The 15,849-nt window shown below is 65.5% G+C and carries 15 protein-coding genes; 7 read left to right on the top strand and 8 right to left on the bottom strand.

Translation table 11 applies throughout. The features are described from left to right. Positions 1 to 33 precede the first annotated feature (33 nt). Both glyS and glyQ read right to left on the bottom strand, forming a co-directional pair. A complete protein-coding gene (gene glyS / locus FFS12_RS06770; RefSeq protein WP_137886134.1) occupies positions 34 to 2,088 on the bottom strand; it encodes a glycine--tRNA ligase subunit beta in 2,055 nt (684 codons plus the stop codon). Beyond that, entirely contained in the window at positions 2,085 to 3,077 is a 993-nt protein-coding gene (glyQ, locus tag FFS12_RS06765) for a glycine--tRNA ligase subunit alpha (protein WP_137886133.1), read from the bottom strand. The genes glyS and glyQ overlap by 4 nt, the downstream gene beginning before the upstream one ends. Positions 3,078 to 3,157: 80 nt before the next feature. On the opposite strand from glyQ, the gene FFS12_RS06760 reads away from it, so the two are divergent. Then, the gene (locus FFS12_RS06760) at positions 3,158 to 3,715 is read left to right on the top strand and encodes a DNA-3-methyladenine glycosylase I (protein ID WP_137886132.1); all 558 of its coding nucleotides are present in this window, start codon (positions 3,158 to 3,160) and stop codon (positions 3,713 to 3,715) included. 108 nt (positions 3,716 to 3,823) lie between these two features. Next, positions 3,824 to 4,711: a lysophospholipid acyltransferase gene (locus FFS12_RS06755; RefSeq protein WP_137886131.1), complete on the top strand. Its 888-nt coding sequence runs from the start codon at positions 3,824 to 3,826 to the stop codon at positions 4,709 to 4,711. Between the two features lie 54 nt (positions 4,712 to 4,765). Here the strand turns inward: FFS12_RS06755 and FFS12_RS06750 are convergent, their stop codons facing one another. From FFS12_RS06750 to def, 5 genes are all read right to left on the bottom strand, one after another. Next, positions 4,766 to 5,086, bottom strand: coding sequence for a tetratricopeptide repeat protein (locus tag FFS12_RS06750; protein ID WP_137886130.1), 321 nt, complete (start codon positions 5,084 to 5,086; stop codon positions 4,766 to 4,768). Positions 5,087 to 5,196: 110 nt separating this feature from the next. Next, entirely contained in the window at positions 5,197 to 6,570 is a 1,374-nt protein-coding gene (gene trkA / locus FFS12_RS06745; protein ID WP_137886129.1) for a Trk system potassium transporter TrkA, read from the bottom strand. Between the two features lie 12 nt (positions 6,571 to 6,582). Further along, positions 6,583 to 7,911, bottom strand: coding sequence for a 16S rRNA (cytosine(967)-C(5))-methyltransferase RsmB (gene rsmB / locus FFS12_RS06740; protein ID WP_137886128.1), 1,329 nt, complete (start codon positions 7,909 to 7,911; stop codon positions 6,583 to 6,585). Further along, positions 7,908 to 8,846, bottom strand: a complete 939-nt coding sequence (fmt, locus tag FFS12_RS06735) for a methionyl-tRNA formyltransferase (protein ID WP_171011833.1) — start codon at positions 8,844 to 8,846, stop codon at positions 7,908 to 7,910. Before fmt ends, rsmB begins: the two co-directional genes overlap by 4 nt. Positions 8,847 to 9,058: 212 nt before the next feature. Further along, positions 9,059 to 9,565, bottom strand: a complete 507-nt coding sequence (gene def, locus FFS12_RS06730; protein WP_137886126.1) for a peptide deformylase — start codon at positions 9,563 to 9,565, stop codon at positions 9,059 to 9,061. A gap of 153 nt (positions 9,566 to 9,718) precedes the next feature. On the opposite strand from def, the gene FFS12_RS06725 reads away from it, so the two are divergent. The 3 genes from FFS12_RS06725 (at position 9,719) to FFS12_RS06715 (ending at position 12,592) form a co-directional block, all read left to right on the top strand. Continuing rightward, entirely contained in the window at positions 9,719 to 10,744 is a 1,026-nt protein-coding gene (locus FFS12_RS06725) for a LysM peptidoglycan-binding domain-containing protein (RefSeq protein ID WP_137886125.1), read from the top strand. A 105-nt stretch (positions 10,745 to 10,849) separates the two neighbouring features. Then, the gene (gene dprA, locus FFS12_RS06720; protein ID WP_137886124.1) at positions 10,850 to 11,944 is read left to right on the top strand and encodes a DNA-processing protein DprA; all 1,095 of its coding nucleotides are present in this window, start codon (positions 10,850 to 10,852) and stop codon (positions 11,942 to 11,944) included. A 90-nt stretch (positions 11,945 to 12,034) separates the two neighbouring features. After that, on the top strand, positions 12,035 to 12,592 hold the full coding sequence (locus tag FFS12_RS06715) for an L-threonylcarbamoyladenylate synthase (protein ID WP_137886123.1): 558 nt from the start codon (positions 12,035 to 12,037) through the stop codon (positions 12,590 to 12,592). Between the two features lie 132 nt (positions 12,593 to 12,724). On the opposite strand, the gene FFS12_RS06710 is transcribed toward FFS12_RS06715, so the two are convergent. Then, positions 12,725 to 13,702 carry an NADPH:quinone reductase gene (locus FFS12_RS06710; RefSeq protein WP_137886122.1) on the bottom strand — a complete coding sequence of 326 codons (978 nt, stop codon included), beginning with the start codon at positions 13,700 to 13,702 and terminating at the stop codon, positions 12,725 to 12,727. A 308-nt stretch (positions 13,703 to 14,010) separates the two neighbouring features. Between FFS12_RS06710 and hemF the strand changes: the two genes are divergently transcribed. Together hemF and aroE are read left to right on the top strand one after the other, a co-directional pair. Continuing rightward, positions 14,011 to 14,931: an oxygen-dependent coproporphyrinogen oxidase gene (hemF, locus tag FFS12_RS06705; protein ID WP_137886121.1), complete on the top strand. Its 921-nt coding sequence runs from the start codon at positions 14,011 to 14,013 to the stop codon at positions 14,929 to 14,931. Then, entirely contained in the window at positions 14,931 to 15,749 is an 819-nt protein-coding gene (gene aroE, locus FFS12_RS06700; protein WP_137886120.1) for a shikimate dehydrogenase, read from the top strand. The genes hemF and aroE overlap by 1 nt, the downstream gene beginning before the upstream one ends. Positions 15,750 to 15,849 lie beyond the last annotated feature (100 nt).

The following is a 15,849-nucleotide window of genomic DNA, read 5'->3' as shown; positions in this document are numbered from 1 at the left end:
CGTACTGCCCTGCGGGCGAATACGCCCTACATATCAGCTCAGCAACGAAATATCGGCGACGCCGAGGAACAGCCCGCGCAGTTGCGCCAGCAACGCATAGCGATTGGCGCGTACCGCGGCATCCTCGGCGTTGACCAGCACCGCCTCGAAGAAGGCGTCGACCGGCTCACGCAGGCTGGCCAGGTGCTCCAAGGCTTCGCGGTAGCAGCGGGCTGCCGCCAGCGGCGCGACGGCTTGGGCGGCTGCGGCAACCACCTGGGCCAGGGTCTGCTCGGCGGGCTCCTGCAGCAGTGCGACATTCACGCTGGCCGGTACTTGGCCGTCGAATTTGCTCAGCAGATTGGAGACGCGCTTGTTCGCCGCCGCCAGCGCTGCCGCTTCGCTACGGGCGCGGAAAGCCTGTACCGCCTGGACGCGCTGATCGAAGTCCAGCGGCGCAGTGGGCGTCAGCGCACGGACGGCCTGGTACACGCTCACCTCCACGCCCTCGTCTTCGTAACGGGCACGCAGGCGGTCGAAGATGAAGTCCTGCACCTGAGCCGCGAGGCCTTCGACTTTGACCTTGTCGGCGAACTGCTGGATGGCGAAGGCGATGGCCTCGGCCAGATCCAGATCCAGCTGCTTCTCGATCAGAATCCGCAGCACGCCCAGGGCCGCGCGACGCAGCGCGTAGGGGTCCTTGCTGCCGGTCGGCAGCATGCCGATGCCGAAGATCCCTACCAAGGTGTCGAGCTTGTCGGCGACCGCGACGGCCGCACCGGTCAGGGTGCTCGGCAATTCGGCGCCGGCGCCGCGCGGCATGTACTGCTCGTTCAGCGCCAGGGCCACATCGTCGGCTTCGCCGTCATTCAGCGCGTAGTAGTAACCGGCGATGCCCTGCATCTCCGGGAACTCGCCGACCATCTCGGTGGCCAGGTCGCACTTGGACAGCAGGCCGGCGCGGGCCGCACGTTGGGCGTCGCCGTCGGTGCGTTCGGCGACGTAGGCCGCGAGCCCGGCAACCCGCTGGGCCTTGTCGAATACCGAGCCGAGCTGGGCCTGGAACACCACATGGGCCAGGCGCTGGTTGAAGCTTTCCAGCGGCTGTTTCTTGTCCTGCTTGAAGAAGAACTCGGCGTCGGTCAGGCGCGGGCGCACGACCTTCTCGTTGCCGGAAATGATCTGCGCCGGGTCTTTGCTTTCGACGTTGGCCACGGTGATAAAGCGCGGCAGCAACTTGCCGCTGGCATCCAGCAGGCAGAAGTACTTCTGGTTGTCCTGCATGGTGGTGATCAAGGCTTCCTGCGGCACGGCGAGGAAGCGCTCCTCGAAGGAGCACACCAGCGGCACCGGCCATTCGACCAGGGCGGTGACTTCATCGAGCAGGGCGGCGGGCACTATGGCCGTGCCCTGCTGCTCGGCCGCCAGTGTGGCGACACGGGTGCCGATCAGCTCGCGGCGCTCGGCGAAGTCGGCCAGCACATGGGCGCCGCGCAGGTCTTCTAGATAGGTCGATGGCTTGCTGATGCGCACCTGGTCCGGGTTGTGGAAGCGATGGCCACGGGATTCGCGCCCGGCCTTCTGCGCGAGGATCTCGCAGTCGATCACCGCGTCGCCGAACAGCATCACCAGCCACTGGGTCGGGCGGACGAACTCGTCCTTGTGCGCGCCCCAGCGCATGCGCTTGGGAATCGGCAGCTCGTTCAATGACGCAGTGACAATGCCGGGCAGCAGGTCAACGGCCGGCTGGCCGGGGATGCTTTGGCTGTATTTCAGCTTCGGGCCGCTCTGGTCGATCTCGGCCAGCTCGACGCCGCACTTCTTGGCGAAGCCGAGGGCGGCCTGGGTCGGCTGGCCTTCGGCGTCGAACGCGGCCTGCACGGGCGGGCCGTCGAGGTTGTGGCTGCGGTCCGGCTGCTGGGCGGCCAGCTGTTCGACCAGCACCGCCAGGCGCCGTGGTGCGGCGTAGACGCGGGCGGCAGAGTAGCTCAGGCCGGCGGCTTTCAGGCCTTTCTCGATGCCGCCGAGGAAGGAGTCACCGAGGCTTTTCAGGGCTTTGGGTGGCAGCTCTTCGGTGCCCAGTTCAACCAGGAAATCTTGCGCACTCATTCTGCTGCCTCCTGGCTGTTGGCCAATACTTCATCGCTTAAAAGCCCCGCTTCTTTCAGCTTGGCCAACACTTCATCGCGCAGTTCGGGGCTGGCCATCGGGAAGCCGAGCTTGGCCCGCGCTTGCAGGTAGCTCTGCGCCACGGCGCGGGCCAGGGCGCGCACACGCAGGATGTATTGCTGGCGTGCGGTCACCGAGATGGCGCGGCGGGCGTCGAGCAGGTTGAAGGTGTGCGAGGCCTTGAGGACCATTTCATAGGTCGGCAGCGGCAGTTGCAGCTCGATCAGGCGGTTGGCTTCACTTTCGTAGAAGTCGAACAGCTCGAACAGCTTGTCGACGTTGGCGTGCTCGAAGTTGTAGGTCGATTGCTCGACCTCGTTCTGGTGGAACACGTCGCCGTAGGTGACCTTGCCGAACGGGCCGTCGGTCCAGACCAGGTCGTAGACCGAGTCGACACCTTGCAGGTACATGGCCAGGCGTTCCAGGCCGTAGGTGATCTCGCCAGTCACCGGGTAGCACTCGATGCCACCGACCTGCTGGAAGTAGGTGAACTGGGTGACTTCCATGCCGTTCAGCCAGATTTCCCAACCCAGACCCCAGGCGCCGAGGGTCGGCGATTCCCAGTTGTCTTCGACGAAGCGGATGTCATGCACCAAGGGGTCGAGGCCGATGTGCTTGAGCGAGCCGAGGTACAGCTCCTGGAAGTTGTCCGGGTTCGGCTTCAACACCACCTGGAACTGGTAGTAATGCTGCAGGCGGTTGGGGTTTTCGCCGTAGCGGCCGTCAGTCGGGCGACGACTGGGTTGCACGTAGGCGGCGTTCCAGGTTTCCGGGCCGATGGCGCGCAGAAACGTGGCGGTGTGGAAGGTGCCGGCACCGACTTCCATATCGTAGGGCTGAAGCACCACACAACCTTGCTCGGCCCAGTATTGCTGGAGGGCGAGGATCAAGTCTTGGAAGGTGCGCACGGCAGGCGTAGGCTGGCTCACGAAATTCACCTGTACTGAGGCTGCGACAGAAAGGGCGGGAGTATACCCGATTCCCACTCGCCTCTACCCCCTGGAGCCTTATGCCACGCTGCTTCTGGTGTACCGACGACCCGTTGTATAGGGCTTACCACGACCAGGAATGGGGCGTGCCGCTCCACGATCCGCAACAGCTGTTCGAATTGCTGTTGCTGGAAGGCTTCCAGGCCGGTTTGTCCTGGATCACCGTGCTGAAGAAGCGCCAGCGCTACCGTGAGCTGCTGTTCGGCTTCGACGTGCAGCGTCTGGCGCAGATGAGCGACGCCGAGATCGAGGAGCGGCTGCTCGATCCGGGGATCATCCGCAATCGCCTCAAGCTCAAGGCCGCCCGGCAGAATGCCCAGGCCTGGCAGCAGCTGGAGGAGCCGGTGACGCTGCTCTGGTCCTTCGTCGGCGGGGTGCCGAAGATCAATCACTTCCAGGATCGCAGCCAGGTGCCGGCGGTGACGGCGGAGGCCGAGGCGATGAGCAAGGCGCTGAAAAAGGCCGGCTTCACCTTCGTCGGCCCGACCATCTGTTACGCCTTTATGCAGGCGGCCGGGATGGTCATGGATCACACCACCGATTGCGATAGCTATGCCGTGCTGACCGGCGAGCCGTGACACTTTCGTAGCGCTGCCCCCCTGCTGGGTTTCGGCGCGAACGCCTCTACCCAGCCTACGGCGCTTGGCGGGTACAATGTCGGCCCGGTTTTCCCCGAGGAGTTATCTGTGGAGAAGTTCAAAGGTGCGCTGGTGGTGGGCTTTCTGCGTCTGTTCGCCCTCCTGCCCTGGCGGGTGGTGCAAGGCCTCGGCGCCGCGATTGGCTGGTTGATGTGGCGACTGCCAAACAGCTCGCGCGAGGTGGCGAGCATCAACCTGAGCAAATGCTTTCCCGAGCTGGATGCCGCTGCCCATGACCGTCTACTGCGCCAGAGCCTGATGGATATCGGCAAGACGCTGACCGAAAGCGCCTGCGCCTGGGTCTGGCCGGCGCAGAAGTCCCTCGAGCTGGTGCGTGAAGTGCAAGGCTTGGAGGTGTTGCAGGCGGCGCTGGCGTCCGGCAAGGGCGTGGTCGGCATCACCAGCCACCTGGGCAACTGGGAAGTGCTCAACCACTACTATTGCAACCTGTGCAAACCGATCATTTTCTACCGCCCGCCGAAGCTCAAGGCGGTCGATGAACTGCTGCGCAAGCAGCGCGTGCAGCTCGGCAACCGGGTGGCGCCTTCGACCAAGGAAGGCATCCTCAGCGTCATCAAGGAAGTGCGCAAAGGCGGCGCGGTGGGGATTCCCGCCGACCCCGAGCCGAGCCTCTCGGCCGGCTTCTTCGTGCCCTTCTGCGCGGTGCAGGCGCTGACCAGCAAATTCGTTCCGGGGATGCTCGCCGGCGGCAAGGCGGTGGGGGTGTTCCTGCATGCGCTGCGCCTGGAGGATGGCTCGGGTTACAAGGTGATACTCGAAGCGGCGCCCGAGGCGATGTACAGCGAAGACCCGCACACCGCCGTGGCGGCCATGAGCCGGGTGGTCGAGAGCTATGTGCGGGCTTACCCGAGCCAATACATGTGGAGCATGAAACGCTTCAAGAAGCGTCCGCACGGCGAGCCGAGGTGGTACTAGTTTTGTTCGCGAAGGCTTGCTGAGCCGAACGCCGCATCGATCCTGGCGCCGGCTTCAGGCGGCGGGGTGCTGGCGTTCCAGCTTCTTCAGAAACACGCTCATTTCCTTCTCGGCTTGCTTGTCGCCATGGGCCTGGGCGGCGGCCAGGCCCTGCTCCCAGGCCCGGCGCGCGCCAGCCAGATCACCCTGGCCTTGCCGGGCCTTGCCGAGCAGCTTCCAGGCCGCGGAATACTTCGGGTCGAACTCGACGCAGCGCTGCAGGTGCTCGGCGGCGCGGGCGTATTCGCCGGCATCCAGATAGGCCTTGCCCAGGCCGAAGCGTAGCAGGGCGTTGTCCACGCCCTTGGCGAGCATCTTTTCCAGACCTTCGAGCATATAGGCGCGACCTCATTTCGTAGGCTGGGTAGAGCGCAGCGACACCCAGCGCGGCAGATGGTAACGCTGGGTTTCGCCCTTCTGGCTCTACCCAGCCTAGGGATCGGAAGTTAGAAGAACGTCAGGCCGACCTGGAACAGCCGCTCGACATCGCGGATGTACTGCTTGTCGACCAGGAACAGGATCACGTGGTCGCCGGCCTCGATCACCGTATCGTCGTGGGCGATCAGCACCTCTTCGTCACGCACCAGCGCGCCGATGGTGGTGCCCGGCGGCAAGGCGATGTCCTCGATGGCGCGGCCGATCACCTTGCTCGACTTGGCGTCGCCGTGGGCGATGGCCTCGATGGCCTCCGCCGCCCCGCGCCGCAGCGAGTGCACGCTGACGATATCGCCGCGGCGCACGTGGGTCAGCAGGGCGCCGATGGTCGCCAGCTGCGGGCTGATGGCGATATCGATCTCGCCGCCCTGGACCAGGTCGACATAGGCCGGGTTGTTGATGATACTCATCACCTTGCGCGCGCCCAGGCGTTTGGCCAGCAACGAGGACATGATGTTGGCCTCGTCGTCGTTGGTCAGGGCGAGGAAAATGTCGGCGTCGGCGATATTTTCTTCCAGCAGCAGGTCGCGGTCGGACGCGCTGCCCTGCAGCACTACGGTGCTGTCCAGGGTCTCGGAGAGCGCGCGACAACGGGCCGGGCTCATCTCGATGATCTTCACCTGGTAACGGCTTTCGATGGCCTCGGCCAGGCGCTCGCCGACATGCCCGCCGCCGGCGATGACGATGCGCTTGTAGCTGTCCTCGAGACGGCGCAGCTCGCTCATCACCGATCTGATGTGGGCTTTCGCAGCGATGAAGAACACCTCGTCATCGGCCTCGATCACGGTGTCCCCCTGGGGAATGATCGGCCGGTCGCGGCGGTAGATCGCCGCCACCCGGGTGTCGACATTCGGCATGTGCTGGCGCAGCTGGCGCAGCTGCTGGCCGACCAGCGGGCCGCCGTAGTAGGCCCTGATCCCCACCAACTGGGCCTTGCCCTCGGCGAAGTCGATCACCTGCAAGGCGCCGGGGTGCTCGATTAGGCGCTTGATGTAGTGGGTCACCAGCTGTTCCGGGCTGATCAGCACATCGACCGGGATGGCCTCGTTGTCGAACAGCTCGGTGCGGGCCAGGTAGGCCGCCTCGCGCACCCGGGCGATCTTGGTCGGGGTGTGGAACAGGGTGTAGGCGACCTGGCAGGCGACCATATTGATTTCGTCGCTGTTGGTCACCGCGATCAACATGTCGGCATCGTCGGCACCGGCTTGGCGCAACACGGTCGGGAAGGAGCCGCGGCCCTGGACGGTACGAATGTCGAGGCGGTCGCCGAGGTCGCGCAGGCGGTCGCCGTCCGTGTCGACCACGGTGATGTCGTTGGCCTCACTGGCCAGGTGTTCGGCCAGGGTACCGCCGACTTGGCCGGCGCCGAGAATGATGATCTTCATCCGTGTCCTTCCTCAGCCGCGAGAGGAGGCGGCGATCTTGATCAGCTTGGCATAGTAAAAGCCGTCGTGGCCGCCTTCCTGCGCGAGCAACTGGCGGCCGTGGGGTTGTTTCAGGCCGGGCGGTTGCTGCCCGAGCTGACCGGCGATGTCCAGTTCACGGGCCCCGGGAGTGCGGGCCAGGAAGGCCGCGAGCACCTCGCTGTTCTCGGTTGGCAAGGTCGAACAGGTGGCATAGAGCAGCACCCCGCCGACCTCCAGGGTTGGCCAGAGGGCGTCCAATAGTTCGCCTTGCAGCGCGGCCAGGGCCGGAATGTCCTCGGCCTGACGGGTCAGTTTGATGTCTGGATGGCGGCGGATCACCCCGGTGGCGGAACAGGGCGCGTCGAGCAGGATGCGCTGGAAGGGTTGACCGTCCCACCACTGCTCGGTCTGCCGGGCATCGGCGGCGATCAGTTGCGCGCTAAGGCCCAGGCGCTCAAGGTTTTCCTGCACGCGCAGCAGCCGCTTGGCTTCCAGATCGATGGCCACCACCGAGGCCAGGCCGGGCTCTACCTCGAGCAGATGGCAAGTCTTGCCGCCGGGCGCGCAGCAGGCATCCAGCACCCGTTGCCCGGGCGCCAGTTCCAGCAGGTCGGCCGCCAGCTGCGCGGCTTCGTCTTGCACGCTGACGCGGCCTTCGGCAAAACCGGGCAGGGTCGTGACATCGCAGGCCTCGCCGAGGAGGATGCCGTCACGGCTGAAGGTGCAGGCAGTGGCGGCAAAGCCGACGCGTTGCAGTTCGGCGAGATAGGCATCGCGACTGCCCAAGCGGCGGTTGACCCGCAAGATCAGTGGCGGATGGGCGTTGTTGGCCGCGCAGATGGCTTCCCACTGCTCCGGCCAGAAAGCCTTCAGGGCCTTTTGCAACCAGCGCGGATGGGCGGTGCGGGCCATGGGGTCGTGGTCGATCTCGACCAACAGCGTTTCGGCTTCACGCTGGGCGCGGCGCAGCACGGCATTCAACAGGCCCTTGGCCCAGGGCTTTTTCAGCTTGTCGGCGCAACCCACCGTCTCGCCGAGGGCGGCATGGGCGGGAATGCGGGTGTAGAGCAGTTGATAGAGGCCGACCAGCAACAGCGCCTCGACATCTTTATCCGCCGCCTTGAACGGTTTTTGCAGCAGCCGCTCGGCCAGCGCGGACAGCCGCGGCTGCCAGCGCGCGGTGCCAAAGGCCAGCTCCTGGGTCAGGCCGCGGTCGCGGGGCTCGACCTTGTCCAGCTGCGCCGGCAGGGAACTGTTCAGCGAGGCCTTGCCGGCGAGTACCGCCGCCAGGGCACGGGCGGCGGCCAGACGCGGATTCATGCTGCCGCCCCCAGCAGCGTGCCGAGGGCAAACTGCTCGCGGCGGCTGTTGAACAGGTCGGCGAAGTGCAACGGCTTGCCGCCGGGGAGTTGCAGCCGAGTCAGGCGCAGCGCCCCTTCGCCGCAGGCCACGGTCAAGCCCTCGCGGCCGGCCTGGATGACTTGGCCGGGCTGGCCCTGGCCTTCCGCCAAGTGCGCGGCGAGGACTTTCAGGGGCTCGCCATTGAGGCTGCTGTGGCAGATCGGCCAGGGGTTGAAGGCGCGAATCAGGCGCTCCAGTTCAAGGGCCGGGCGCTGCCAGTCCAGGCGCGCTTCGTCCTTGTTCAACTTGTGCGCGTAGGTGGCCAGGCCGTGGTCTTGCACCTCGGCCTCGAGCGTGCCGGCGGCCAGACCGGCGATGGCGTGCAGCACGGCGGGCGGGCCCAGTTCGGCGAGGCGGTCATGCAGACTGCCGCCGGTGTCGGAGGCCGAGATCGGGGTGTGGACTTTCAGCAGCATCGGCCCGGTATCCAGGCCGGCTTCCATCTGCATCACAGTCACTCCGGATTCGCGATCGCCGGCTTCGATGGCGCGCTGAATCGGCGCCGCCCCGCGCCAGCGCGGCAACAAGGAGGCGTGGCTGTTGATGCAACCCAGGCGCGGAGTATCCAGCACCACCTGCGGCAGGATCAGGCCGTAGGCCACCACCACCAGCAAGTCCGCTTGCAGCGCCGCCAGCTCCGCTTGCGCGGCGGGGTCGCGCAAGGTCTGCGGTTGGTACACCGGCAGCGCGTGTTGCAGGGCCAGCTGTTTCACCGGGCTGGGCATCAGCTTCTGGCCACGGCCGGCGGGGCGGTCCGGCTGGGTGTAGACGGCGACCAGCTGGTGCTCGCTAGTCAGCAAGGCCTGCAGATGCTGTGCGGCAAATTCCGGGGTGCCGGCAAAGACGATGCGCAAAGAAGGTTGCTCCTGAAATAAAGTGCACCAGAAAAGAAAAAGGCTTGCGCAGGCCGTGAGAAAACTACTGCACTCGGTTATACGGCGTTAAAAACAGGCTCAAAATGCTCATTTACCACACGTAAACTGCGCTTTTTCGCCTGTTTTTGCCTTGTCTAACCTTCGCTCGCTACGTTTTCACACGGCCTGCCGGCAAGCCTTTGGTGTCGGACTCAAGCGTGCTGGCGGTGTTGCTTCTCCAGCTTCTTCTTGATCCGGTCGCGCTTGAGCGTGGACAGGTAATCGACAAAGAGTTTGCCGTTGAGATGGTCGCACTCGTGCTGAATGCACACCGCCAGCAGGCCTTCGGCGATCACTTCGAAGGCTTGGCCGTCGCGGTCCATGGCCTTGATCTTGACCTTCTGCGGGCGGTCGACGTTTTCGTAGAAACCCGGCACCGAGAGGCAGCCCTCCTGGTACTGCTCGACTTCCTCGGTCAAGGTCTCGAACTCAGGGTTGATAAACACCCGCGGCTCGCTCTTGTCTTCGCTGAGATCCATCACCACCACGCGCTTATGCACATTGACCTGGGTGGCGGCCAAACCAATGCCCGGGGCGGCGTACATGGTTTCAAACATGTCGTCGATCAGCTGACGCAAGGCGTCATCGACCAGGTCCACCGGCTTGGCGATGGTGCGCAGGCGCGGATCGGGAAACTCGAGGATGTTTAGAATTGCCATATGCGTTGTGTGATGCACTTGTGGAATAAAGTCAAAATCCGCTGCTAATATGCTGAGCAGCATTGAAAAACGGCTTCAGGCCGCGGCTCCCGAGGGTTTCGGGGCAGCCCTTGGGCGTTCCACGTGAAGACACATAATAAAGGGATTCACCGCATGAGGAAATCACTACTCGCCCTGCTGCTCCTTGCCGCCAGTGGCTTGGCCCAGGCCGAAGTGCAGCTCAAGGATGGTCACCCGGACCGCTATACCGTGGTCAAGGGCGATACCCTCTGGGATATTTCCGGGAAATTCCTGCGTGAACCCTGGAAGTGGCCGGAAATCTGGCACGCTAATCCGCAAGTGGAAAACCCCCATCTGATCTACCCGGGCGATACCCTCAGCCTGACTTATGTCGATGGCCAGCCGCGCCTGGTGCTCAATCGTGGCGAGTCGCGCGGCACCATCAAGCTGTCGCCGCAGGTGCGCAGCACGCCGATGGCGCAAGCGATTCCGACCATCCCGCTGGAGGCGATCAACAGCTTCCTGATCACCAACCGCATCGTCGACACGCCCGAGCAGTTCCTGGGCGCGCCCTACATAGTCGCCGGCAACGCCGAGCGCGTGGTCAGTGGCGCCGGTGACCGCGTGTATGCGCGTGGCCGCTTCGATGAAGCGCATCCGGCCTACGGCATCTTCCGCCAGGGCAAGACCTACACCGATCCGTACACCGACGAGTTTCTCGGGATCAACGCCGACGACATCGGCGGCGGCGAAGTGGTTGCCGAAGAAGGCGATGTGGCGACCATGAACCTGACTCGCACCACCCAGGAAGTGCGTAATGGCGATCGGCTGTTCCCCACCGAAGAGCGCGCGGTGAACTCGACCTTCATGCCGAGTGCGCCGGCCAAGGAAGTGCAAGGCCTGATCATCGATGTGCCGCGCGGCGTCACCCAGATCGGTCAGTTCGACGTGGTGACCCTGAACAAGGGCAAGCGCGATGGGCTCAGCGAAGGCAACGTGCTGGCGGTGTACAAAACCGGGGAAACCGTGCGCGATCGCATCACCGATGAGTCGGTGAAGATCCCCGACGAGCGTGCCGGCCTGCTGATGGTGTTCCGCACCTACGACAAGCTTTCCTACGGCTTGATCCTGGGGGCCACTCGCTCGCTGGAGCTGATGGACAAGGTGCAAAACCCCTAACACCCAAGACCCCCGCGCCGCGGGGGTTCTGCTTTCTAGCCCAGTAGTTTTCCCCGAGTAGTTGTCTGCCACCCGCTGCGGCGGGCCCGATCAAGGATGATCAGCATGTCACTCGCCTCTCCCGCCGAGCTGGAGGCCCGCCTCCGTCTGCATTGCCTGCCCGAACTCGGGCCGCGGCGCTTGCGCAAATTACTCGCGGCCTTTGGCAGCGCCTCCTCGGCCCTCAGCGCGCCGGCCACGGCCTGGCGCGCCCTGGGTTTACCGGCAGCCTGTGCAGAGCCGCGGCGCAGTGCCGAGATCCGCGAGCGGGCCGCAGCCGCCTTGGCCTGGCTCGAGCAGCCCGGCCAGCATCTGTTGATGTGGGACGATCCGCATTACCCCGCGCTGTTGGCCGAACTGGCGGATGCCCCGCCGCTGCTGTTCGTGGCCGGCGAACCGAGCATTCTGCAGCAGCCGCAACTGGCGATGGTCGGCAGTCGCCGCGCGTCCAAGCCCGGGCTGGACACGGCGCAGGCCTTCGCACGGAGTCTGGCCGGCGGCGGTTTCGTGATCACCAGCGGTCTGGCCCTGGGCATCGACGGTGCGGCCCATCAAGGCGCGCTGGAGGCCGGCGGAAAAACCGTCGCGGTACTCGGCACGGGGCTGCAGCGTCTCTATCCGCAACAGCATCTGCGCTTGGCGGCGGCGATTCGCGAGCAGGCTGGCGCGCTGGTGTCCGAGTTGCCGCTGGACTGCCCGCCGCACGCGAGTAATTTTCCACGGCGCAATCGGATCATCAGCGGCCTGTCGCTTGGCGTGCTGGTGGTCGAGGCGAGTCCGTCGAGCGGCTCCTTGATCACGGCGCGCCTGGCGGCCGAGCAGGGCCGCGAGGTCTACGCGATTCCGGGTTCGATCCACCACCCAGGCGCCCGCGGTTGCCATCAATTGATCCGTGACGGCGCCACTCTGGTGGAGAGCGTCGAGCATATTCTGGAGGCGCTGCGCGGCTGGCAAGCCTTGCCGCCCGCCGCCGACACAGCGCCAGTGGCGCCCGCCGCCGTCGTCCATCCGCTGCTGCAACTGCTGTATGCCGCGCCCCATAGCAGCGAGGCCCTGGCCGCGGCTTGCGGCTGGCCGTTGCCGCAGGTGTTGGCGGCGCTGACCGAGTTGGAGTTGGAGGGCCGGGTGGCCTGCGAGGGCGGGCGTTGGGTGGGCCGCTAGAGCTGGTAGCTCGCCAACCCTTCGCCAAACTTATGAGTCGAGATACCAGCTTGGGTACACTGCACGCCAGTTATGCGCGAAGAGGTGGCGATGGTGAGCAGTTGGCGGGTACAGCAGGTGGCGCGCGTGGTGCGCAACGGTGGGGTGATCGCCTATCCGACCGAGGCCGTCTGGGGCCTGGGCTGCGATCCGTGGAACGCCGAGGCGGTCGAGCGCCTGCTGGCGCTGAAGGATCGGCCGATCGACAAGGGCCTGATCCTGGTCGCCGACAGCATTCGCCAATTCGACTTTCTCCTCGAAGACTTTCCCGAGCTCTGGCTCGATCGCCTGGCCAGCACCTGGCCGGGGCCGAATACCTGGCTGGTGCCGCACCAGAACCGCCTCCCGGCGTGGATTACCGGTCAGCACGACAGCGTAGCCTTGCGCGTCAGCGGCCACCTGCTGGTGCGTGAGCTGTGCGCGTTGACCGGGCCGCTGGTGTCCACCTCGGCCAATCCCGCCGGCCGTCTGCCGGCGCGTACGCGGCTGCGGATCCAGCAGTACTTTCCGCGGCAGCTCGACGCGGTGCTCGCTGGCGCCTTGGGCGGGCGCAAGAACCCCAGCGTGATTCGTGATCTGGTCAGCGGCCAGGTGATACGTTCGGCGTAGGCCGGCCATATGCCGAAACCCAGCTTGGGCGGTGCTGGGTTTTATGAGGTGCATCCATGCACCTCGCCCGGCGGGCAGCTAAAGCTGTGCAAAACGGCTTTCCTGCCGTTTTGTCGCTGCGCTCTACCCAGCCTACGGCAGCAAAATGGTCGAGCCGCTAGTCTGTCGTCCGGTCAGTGCGCGATGGGCCTCGGCGGCTTCGCTCAAGGCGAAGCGCTGGTTGATCTCCAGCTGAATCTTGCCACTGGCGATCATCGCGAACAGTTCATCGGCCATGGCCTGCAGGTGCTCGGCGCTGTCGGCATAGCTGGCCAGGGTCGGGCGGGTGACGTAGAGCGAGCCTTTCTGCGCGAGGATGCCGAGGTTGACCCCGCTGACCGGCCCGGAGGCATTGCCGAAGCTGACCAGCAGGCCGCGCGGCGCGACGCAGTCCAGCGAGGTTTCCCAGGTATCCTTGCCGACCGAGTCGTAGACCACCGGGCACTTCTGCCCGTCGGTCAATTCCAGTACGCGCGCGACCACGTTCTCGCGGCTGTAGTCGATAGTCGCCCAGGCACCGAGGGCCTTGGCCCGCTCGGCTTTGGCGGGCGAGCCGACGGTGCCGATCAGCTTCACGCCCAGGGCCTTGGCCCACTGGCAGGCCAGGCTGCCGACCCCGCCGGCCGCGGCATGGAACAGGATGGTTTCGCCGCCTTGGAGCGGATAGGTCTGGCGTAGCAGGTACTGCACGGTCAGGCCCTTGAGCATCACGCTGGCGGCCTGCTCGAAGCTGATGCTGTCCGGCAGCTTGACCAGCTTCTGCGCCGGCAGCACATGCAGTTCGCTGTAGGCACCCAACGGGCCGGTGGCGTAGGCGACGCGGTCACCGACCTGCAAATGGGTCACGGCGCTGCCCACCGCCTCCACCACCCCGGCGCCTTCGGTACCTAGGCCGGAGGGCAAGGCCGGCGGCGCGTAGAGGCCGCTGCGGAAATAGGTGTCGATAAAGTTCAGGCCGATCGCCTGGTTCTCTACCCGGACTTCCTGCGGTCCCGGCTCGGCGGGGCTGTAGTCGACGTAGTCGAGCACTTCGGGGCCACCGTGGGTGGCGAACTGGATGCGTTTGGCCATGGGCAAGCTCCTCTGGACGGTTCGGCAAAGGCCCTATGCAACTCTCCCGCTTGATCTGCGTCAACAGCGAAGGGGCCGGTGCAGATGCTATGCTAGCGCCCCTGTTCAGCCTATAGGCCACGCGCGGCGTGGCTTTGCCCGCCGTTTAAGTGTTGCCCAAGTCCGCCCGGGCTTGGGCGCAAGGATGCCGAGTCTGGTACAGGTCCGGACTCGGCTCACGACAACGCAAAGAGCCGTCTTTGCTTGGCGGGCGGCACATCCATGTACTGCAGAAATCTGGCGAGGCCAGATCTCCAAAAGGTGATGCTGTGAGTGACCGTACCGCGGCCGTGAAGGCCTATCTGCTCGACCTGCAAGACCGTATCTGTGCCGCGCTGGAAGGCGAAGACGGTAGCGCGCGCTTCGTTGAAGACGCCTGGCAGCGCCCGGCCGGCGGCGGCGGGCGCACGCGGGTGATCGAGAACGGCGCGCTGTTGGAAAAAGGCGGGGTGAACTTCTCCCACGTCTTCGGCAGCGGCCTGCCGCCGTCGGCCAGCGCCCATCGGCCGGAGCTGGCCGGGCGTGCCTTCGAGGCCCTCGGCGTGTCGCTGGTGATGCACCCGGAAAACCCCCATGTGCCGACCGCCCACGCCAACGTGCGCTTCTTTATCGCCGAGAAGGAAGGCGAAGAGCCGGTCTGGTGGTTCGGCGGTGGCTTCGACCTGACCCCCTACTACGCCGTCGAGGAAGACTGCGTGCACTGGCACCGCATCGCCGAGCGAGCCTGCGCACCGTTCGGCGCCGAGGTTTACCCGCGCTACAAAGCCTGGTGCGATCGCTACTTCCACATCAAGCACCGCAATGAGCCGCGCGGCGTGGGCGGCCTGTTCTTCGATGACCTCAACGAGTGGGATTTCGACACCAGCTTCGCCTTTATGCGCGCCATCGGCGACGCCTTTATCGAGGCCTACCTACCGATCGTACACAAGCGCAAAGCCATGCCCTTTACCGAGCAACAGCGCGAGTTCCAGGCCTTCCGCCGTGGCCGGTACGTCGAGTTCAACCTGGTCTATGACCGCGGCACGCTGTTCGGCCTGCAGTCCGGCGGGCGCACCGAGTCGATCCTGATGTCGCTGCCGCCCCTGGTGCGCTGGGGTTATGACTGGAAGCCCGCGCCCGGCAGCGAAGAAGCGCGGCTGACCGAGTATTTCCTCACCGACCGCGATTGGCTGGCTGAGGCGGCACGTTGATGGATCGTTATGCGGTATTCGGCAACCCGATCGGCCACAGCAAGTCGCCGCTGATTCAGCGTTTGTTCGCCGCGCAGACCGGCCAGCAACTGACGTACGAGGCCCTGCTGGCACCGCTGGACGACTTCAGTGGCTTTGCCCGGGCGTTCTTCCAGACCGGCGAGGGTGCCAATGTCACCGTGCCGTTCAAGGAGCAGGCCTATTGGCTCGCCGATAGCCTGAGCGCCCGTGCCCAGCGGGCCGGCGCGGTGAATACCTTGAAGAAGCTGGCCGATGGCAGCCTGCTCGGCGATAACACCGACGGTGCCGGGCTGGTGCGTGATCTGACGGTGAATGCCGGCTTTGCCCTGGCGGGTAAACGCATTCTCCTGCTCGGCGCCGGCGGCGCGGTGCGTGGGGTCTTGGCGCCGTTCCTGGCCGAGCGGCCGGCGGCGCTGGTGATCGCCAACCGCACGGTGGAAAAAGCCGAAGCCTTGGCCCAGCAGTTCGCCGACCTCGGGCCGCTGTGCGCCAGTGGTTTCGACTGGTTGGAAGAGCCGCTCGACCTGATCGTCAACGGCACCTCGGCCAGTCTGGCCGGCGAGTTGCCGCCGATCTCGGCGAGCCTGATTCGGCCTGGCCATACCCTGTGCTACGACATGATGTACGGCAAGGAGCCGACCGCGTTCTGCCGTTGGGCCAGCGAGCACGGCGCGCCTCGCGCGCTGGATGGTCTCGGCATGCTGGTCGAACAGGCCGCTGAAGCCTTCTTCCTCTGGCGCGGCGTGCGGCCTGCCACGGCGCCGGTCTTGGCCGAGCTGCGCCGCCTGCTGGCGTAGATAGGGTTCGCTCGTAGGGTGCGCTGCGCGCACCAAGGGCCGCTGTAGCTGGTGCGCACAGCGCACCCTACGGGATCAGGCTGGGCCAGAAGTGGCTGCG

Origin of the sequence: Pseudomonas sp. 2FE, from assembly GCF_005503735.1 — a bacterium.
Classification (GTDB): Bacteria; Pseudomonadota; Gammaproteobacteria; order Pseudomonadales; family Pseudomonadaceae; genus Aquipseudomonas.
The sequence above is the reverse complement of the archived record's forward strand: the minus strand, read 5'-3'. Positions and strand labels throughout refer to the sequence as shown.

What these genes read in the sequence shown, in the direction of transcription:
- FFS12_RS06760 (WP_137886132.1), top strand. Translation starts at nt 3,158, where the DNA reads ATGCCACGCTGCTTCTGGTGTACCGACGACCCGTTGTATAGGGCTTAC.
- rsmB (WP_137886128.1), bottom strand. Translation starts at nt 7,911, where the DNA reads ATGAATCCGCGTCTGGCCGCCGCCCGTGCCCTGGCGGCGGTACTCGCC.
- aroE (WP_137886120.1), top strand. Translation starts at nt 14,931, where the DNA reads ATGGATCGTTATGCGGTATTCGGCAACCCGATCGGCCACAGCAAGTCG.
- dprA (WP_137886124.1), top strand. Translation starts at nt 10,850, where the DNA reads ATGTCACTCGCCTCTCCCGCCGAGCTGGAGGCCCGCCTCCGTCTGCAT.
- glyS (WP_137886134.1), bottom strand. Translation starts at nt 2,088, where the DNA reads ATGAGTGCGCAAGATTTCCTGGTTGAACTGGGCACCGAAGAGCTGCCA.
- trkA (WP_137886129.1), bottom strand. Translation starts at nt 6,570, where the DNA reads ATGAAGATCATCATTCTCGGCGCCGGCCAAGTCGGCGGTACCCTGGCC.
- FFS12_RS06715 (WP_137886123.1), top strand. Translation starts at nt 12,035, where the DNA reads ATGGTGAGCAGTTGGCGGGTACAGCAGGTGGCGCGCGTGGTGCGCAAC.
- def (WP_137886126.1), bottom strand. Translation starts at nt 9,565, where the DNA reads ATGGCAATTCTAAACATCCTCGAGTTTCCCGATCCGCGCCTGCGCACC.
- FFS12_RS06750 (WP_137886130.1), bottom strand. Translation starts at nt 5,086, where the DNA reads ATGCTCGAAGGTCTGGAAAAGATGCTCGCCAAGGGCGTGGACAACGCC.
- FFS12_RS06725 (WP_137886125.1), top strand. Translation starts at nt 9,719, where the DNA reads ATGAGGAAATCACTACTCGCCCTGCTGCTCCTTGCCGCCAGTGGCTTG.
- FFS12_RS06710 (WP_137886122.1), bottom strand. Translation starts at nt 13,702, where the DNA reads ATGGCCAAACGCATCCAGTTCGCCACCCACGGTGGCCCCGAAGTGCTC.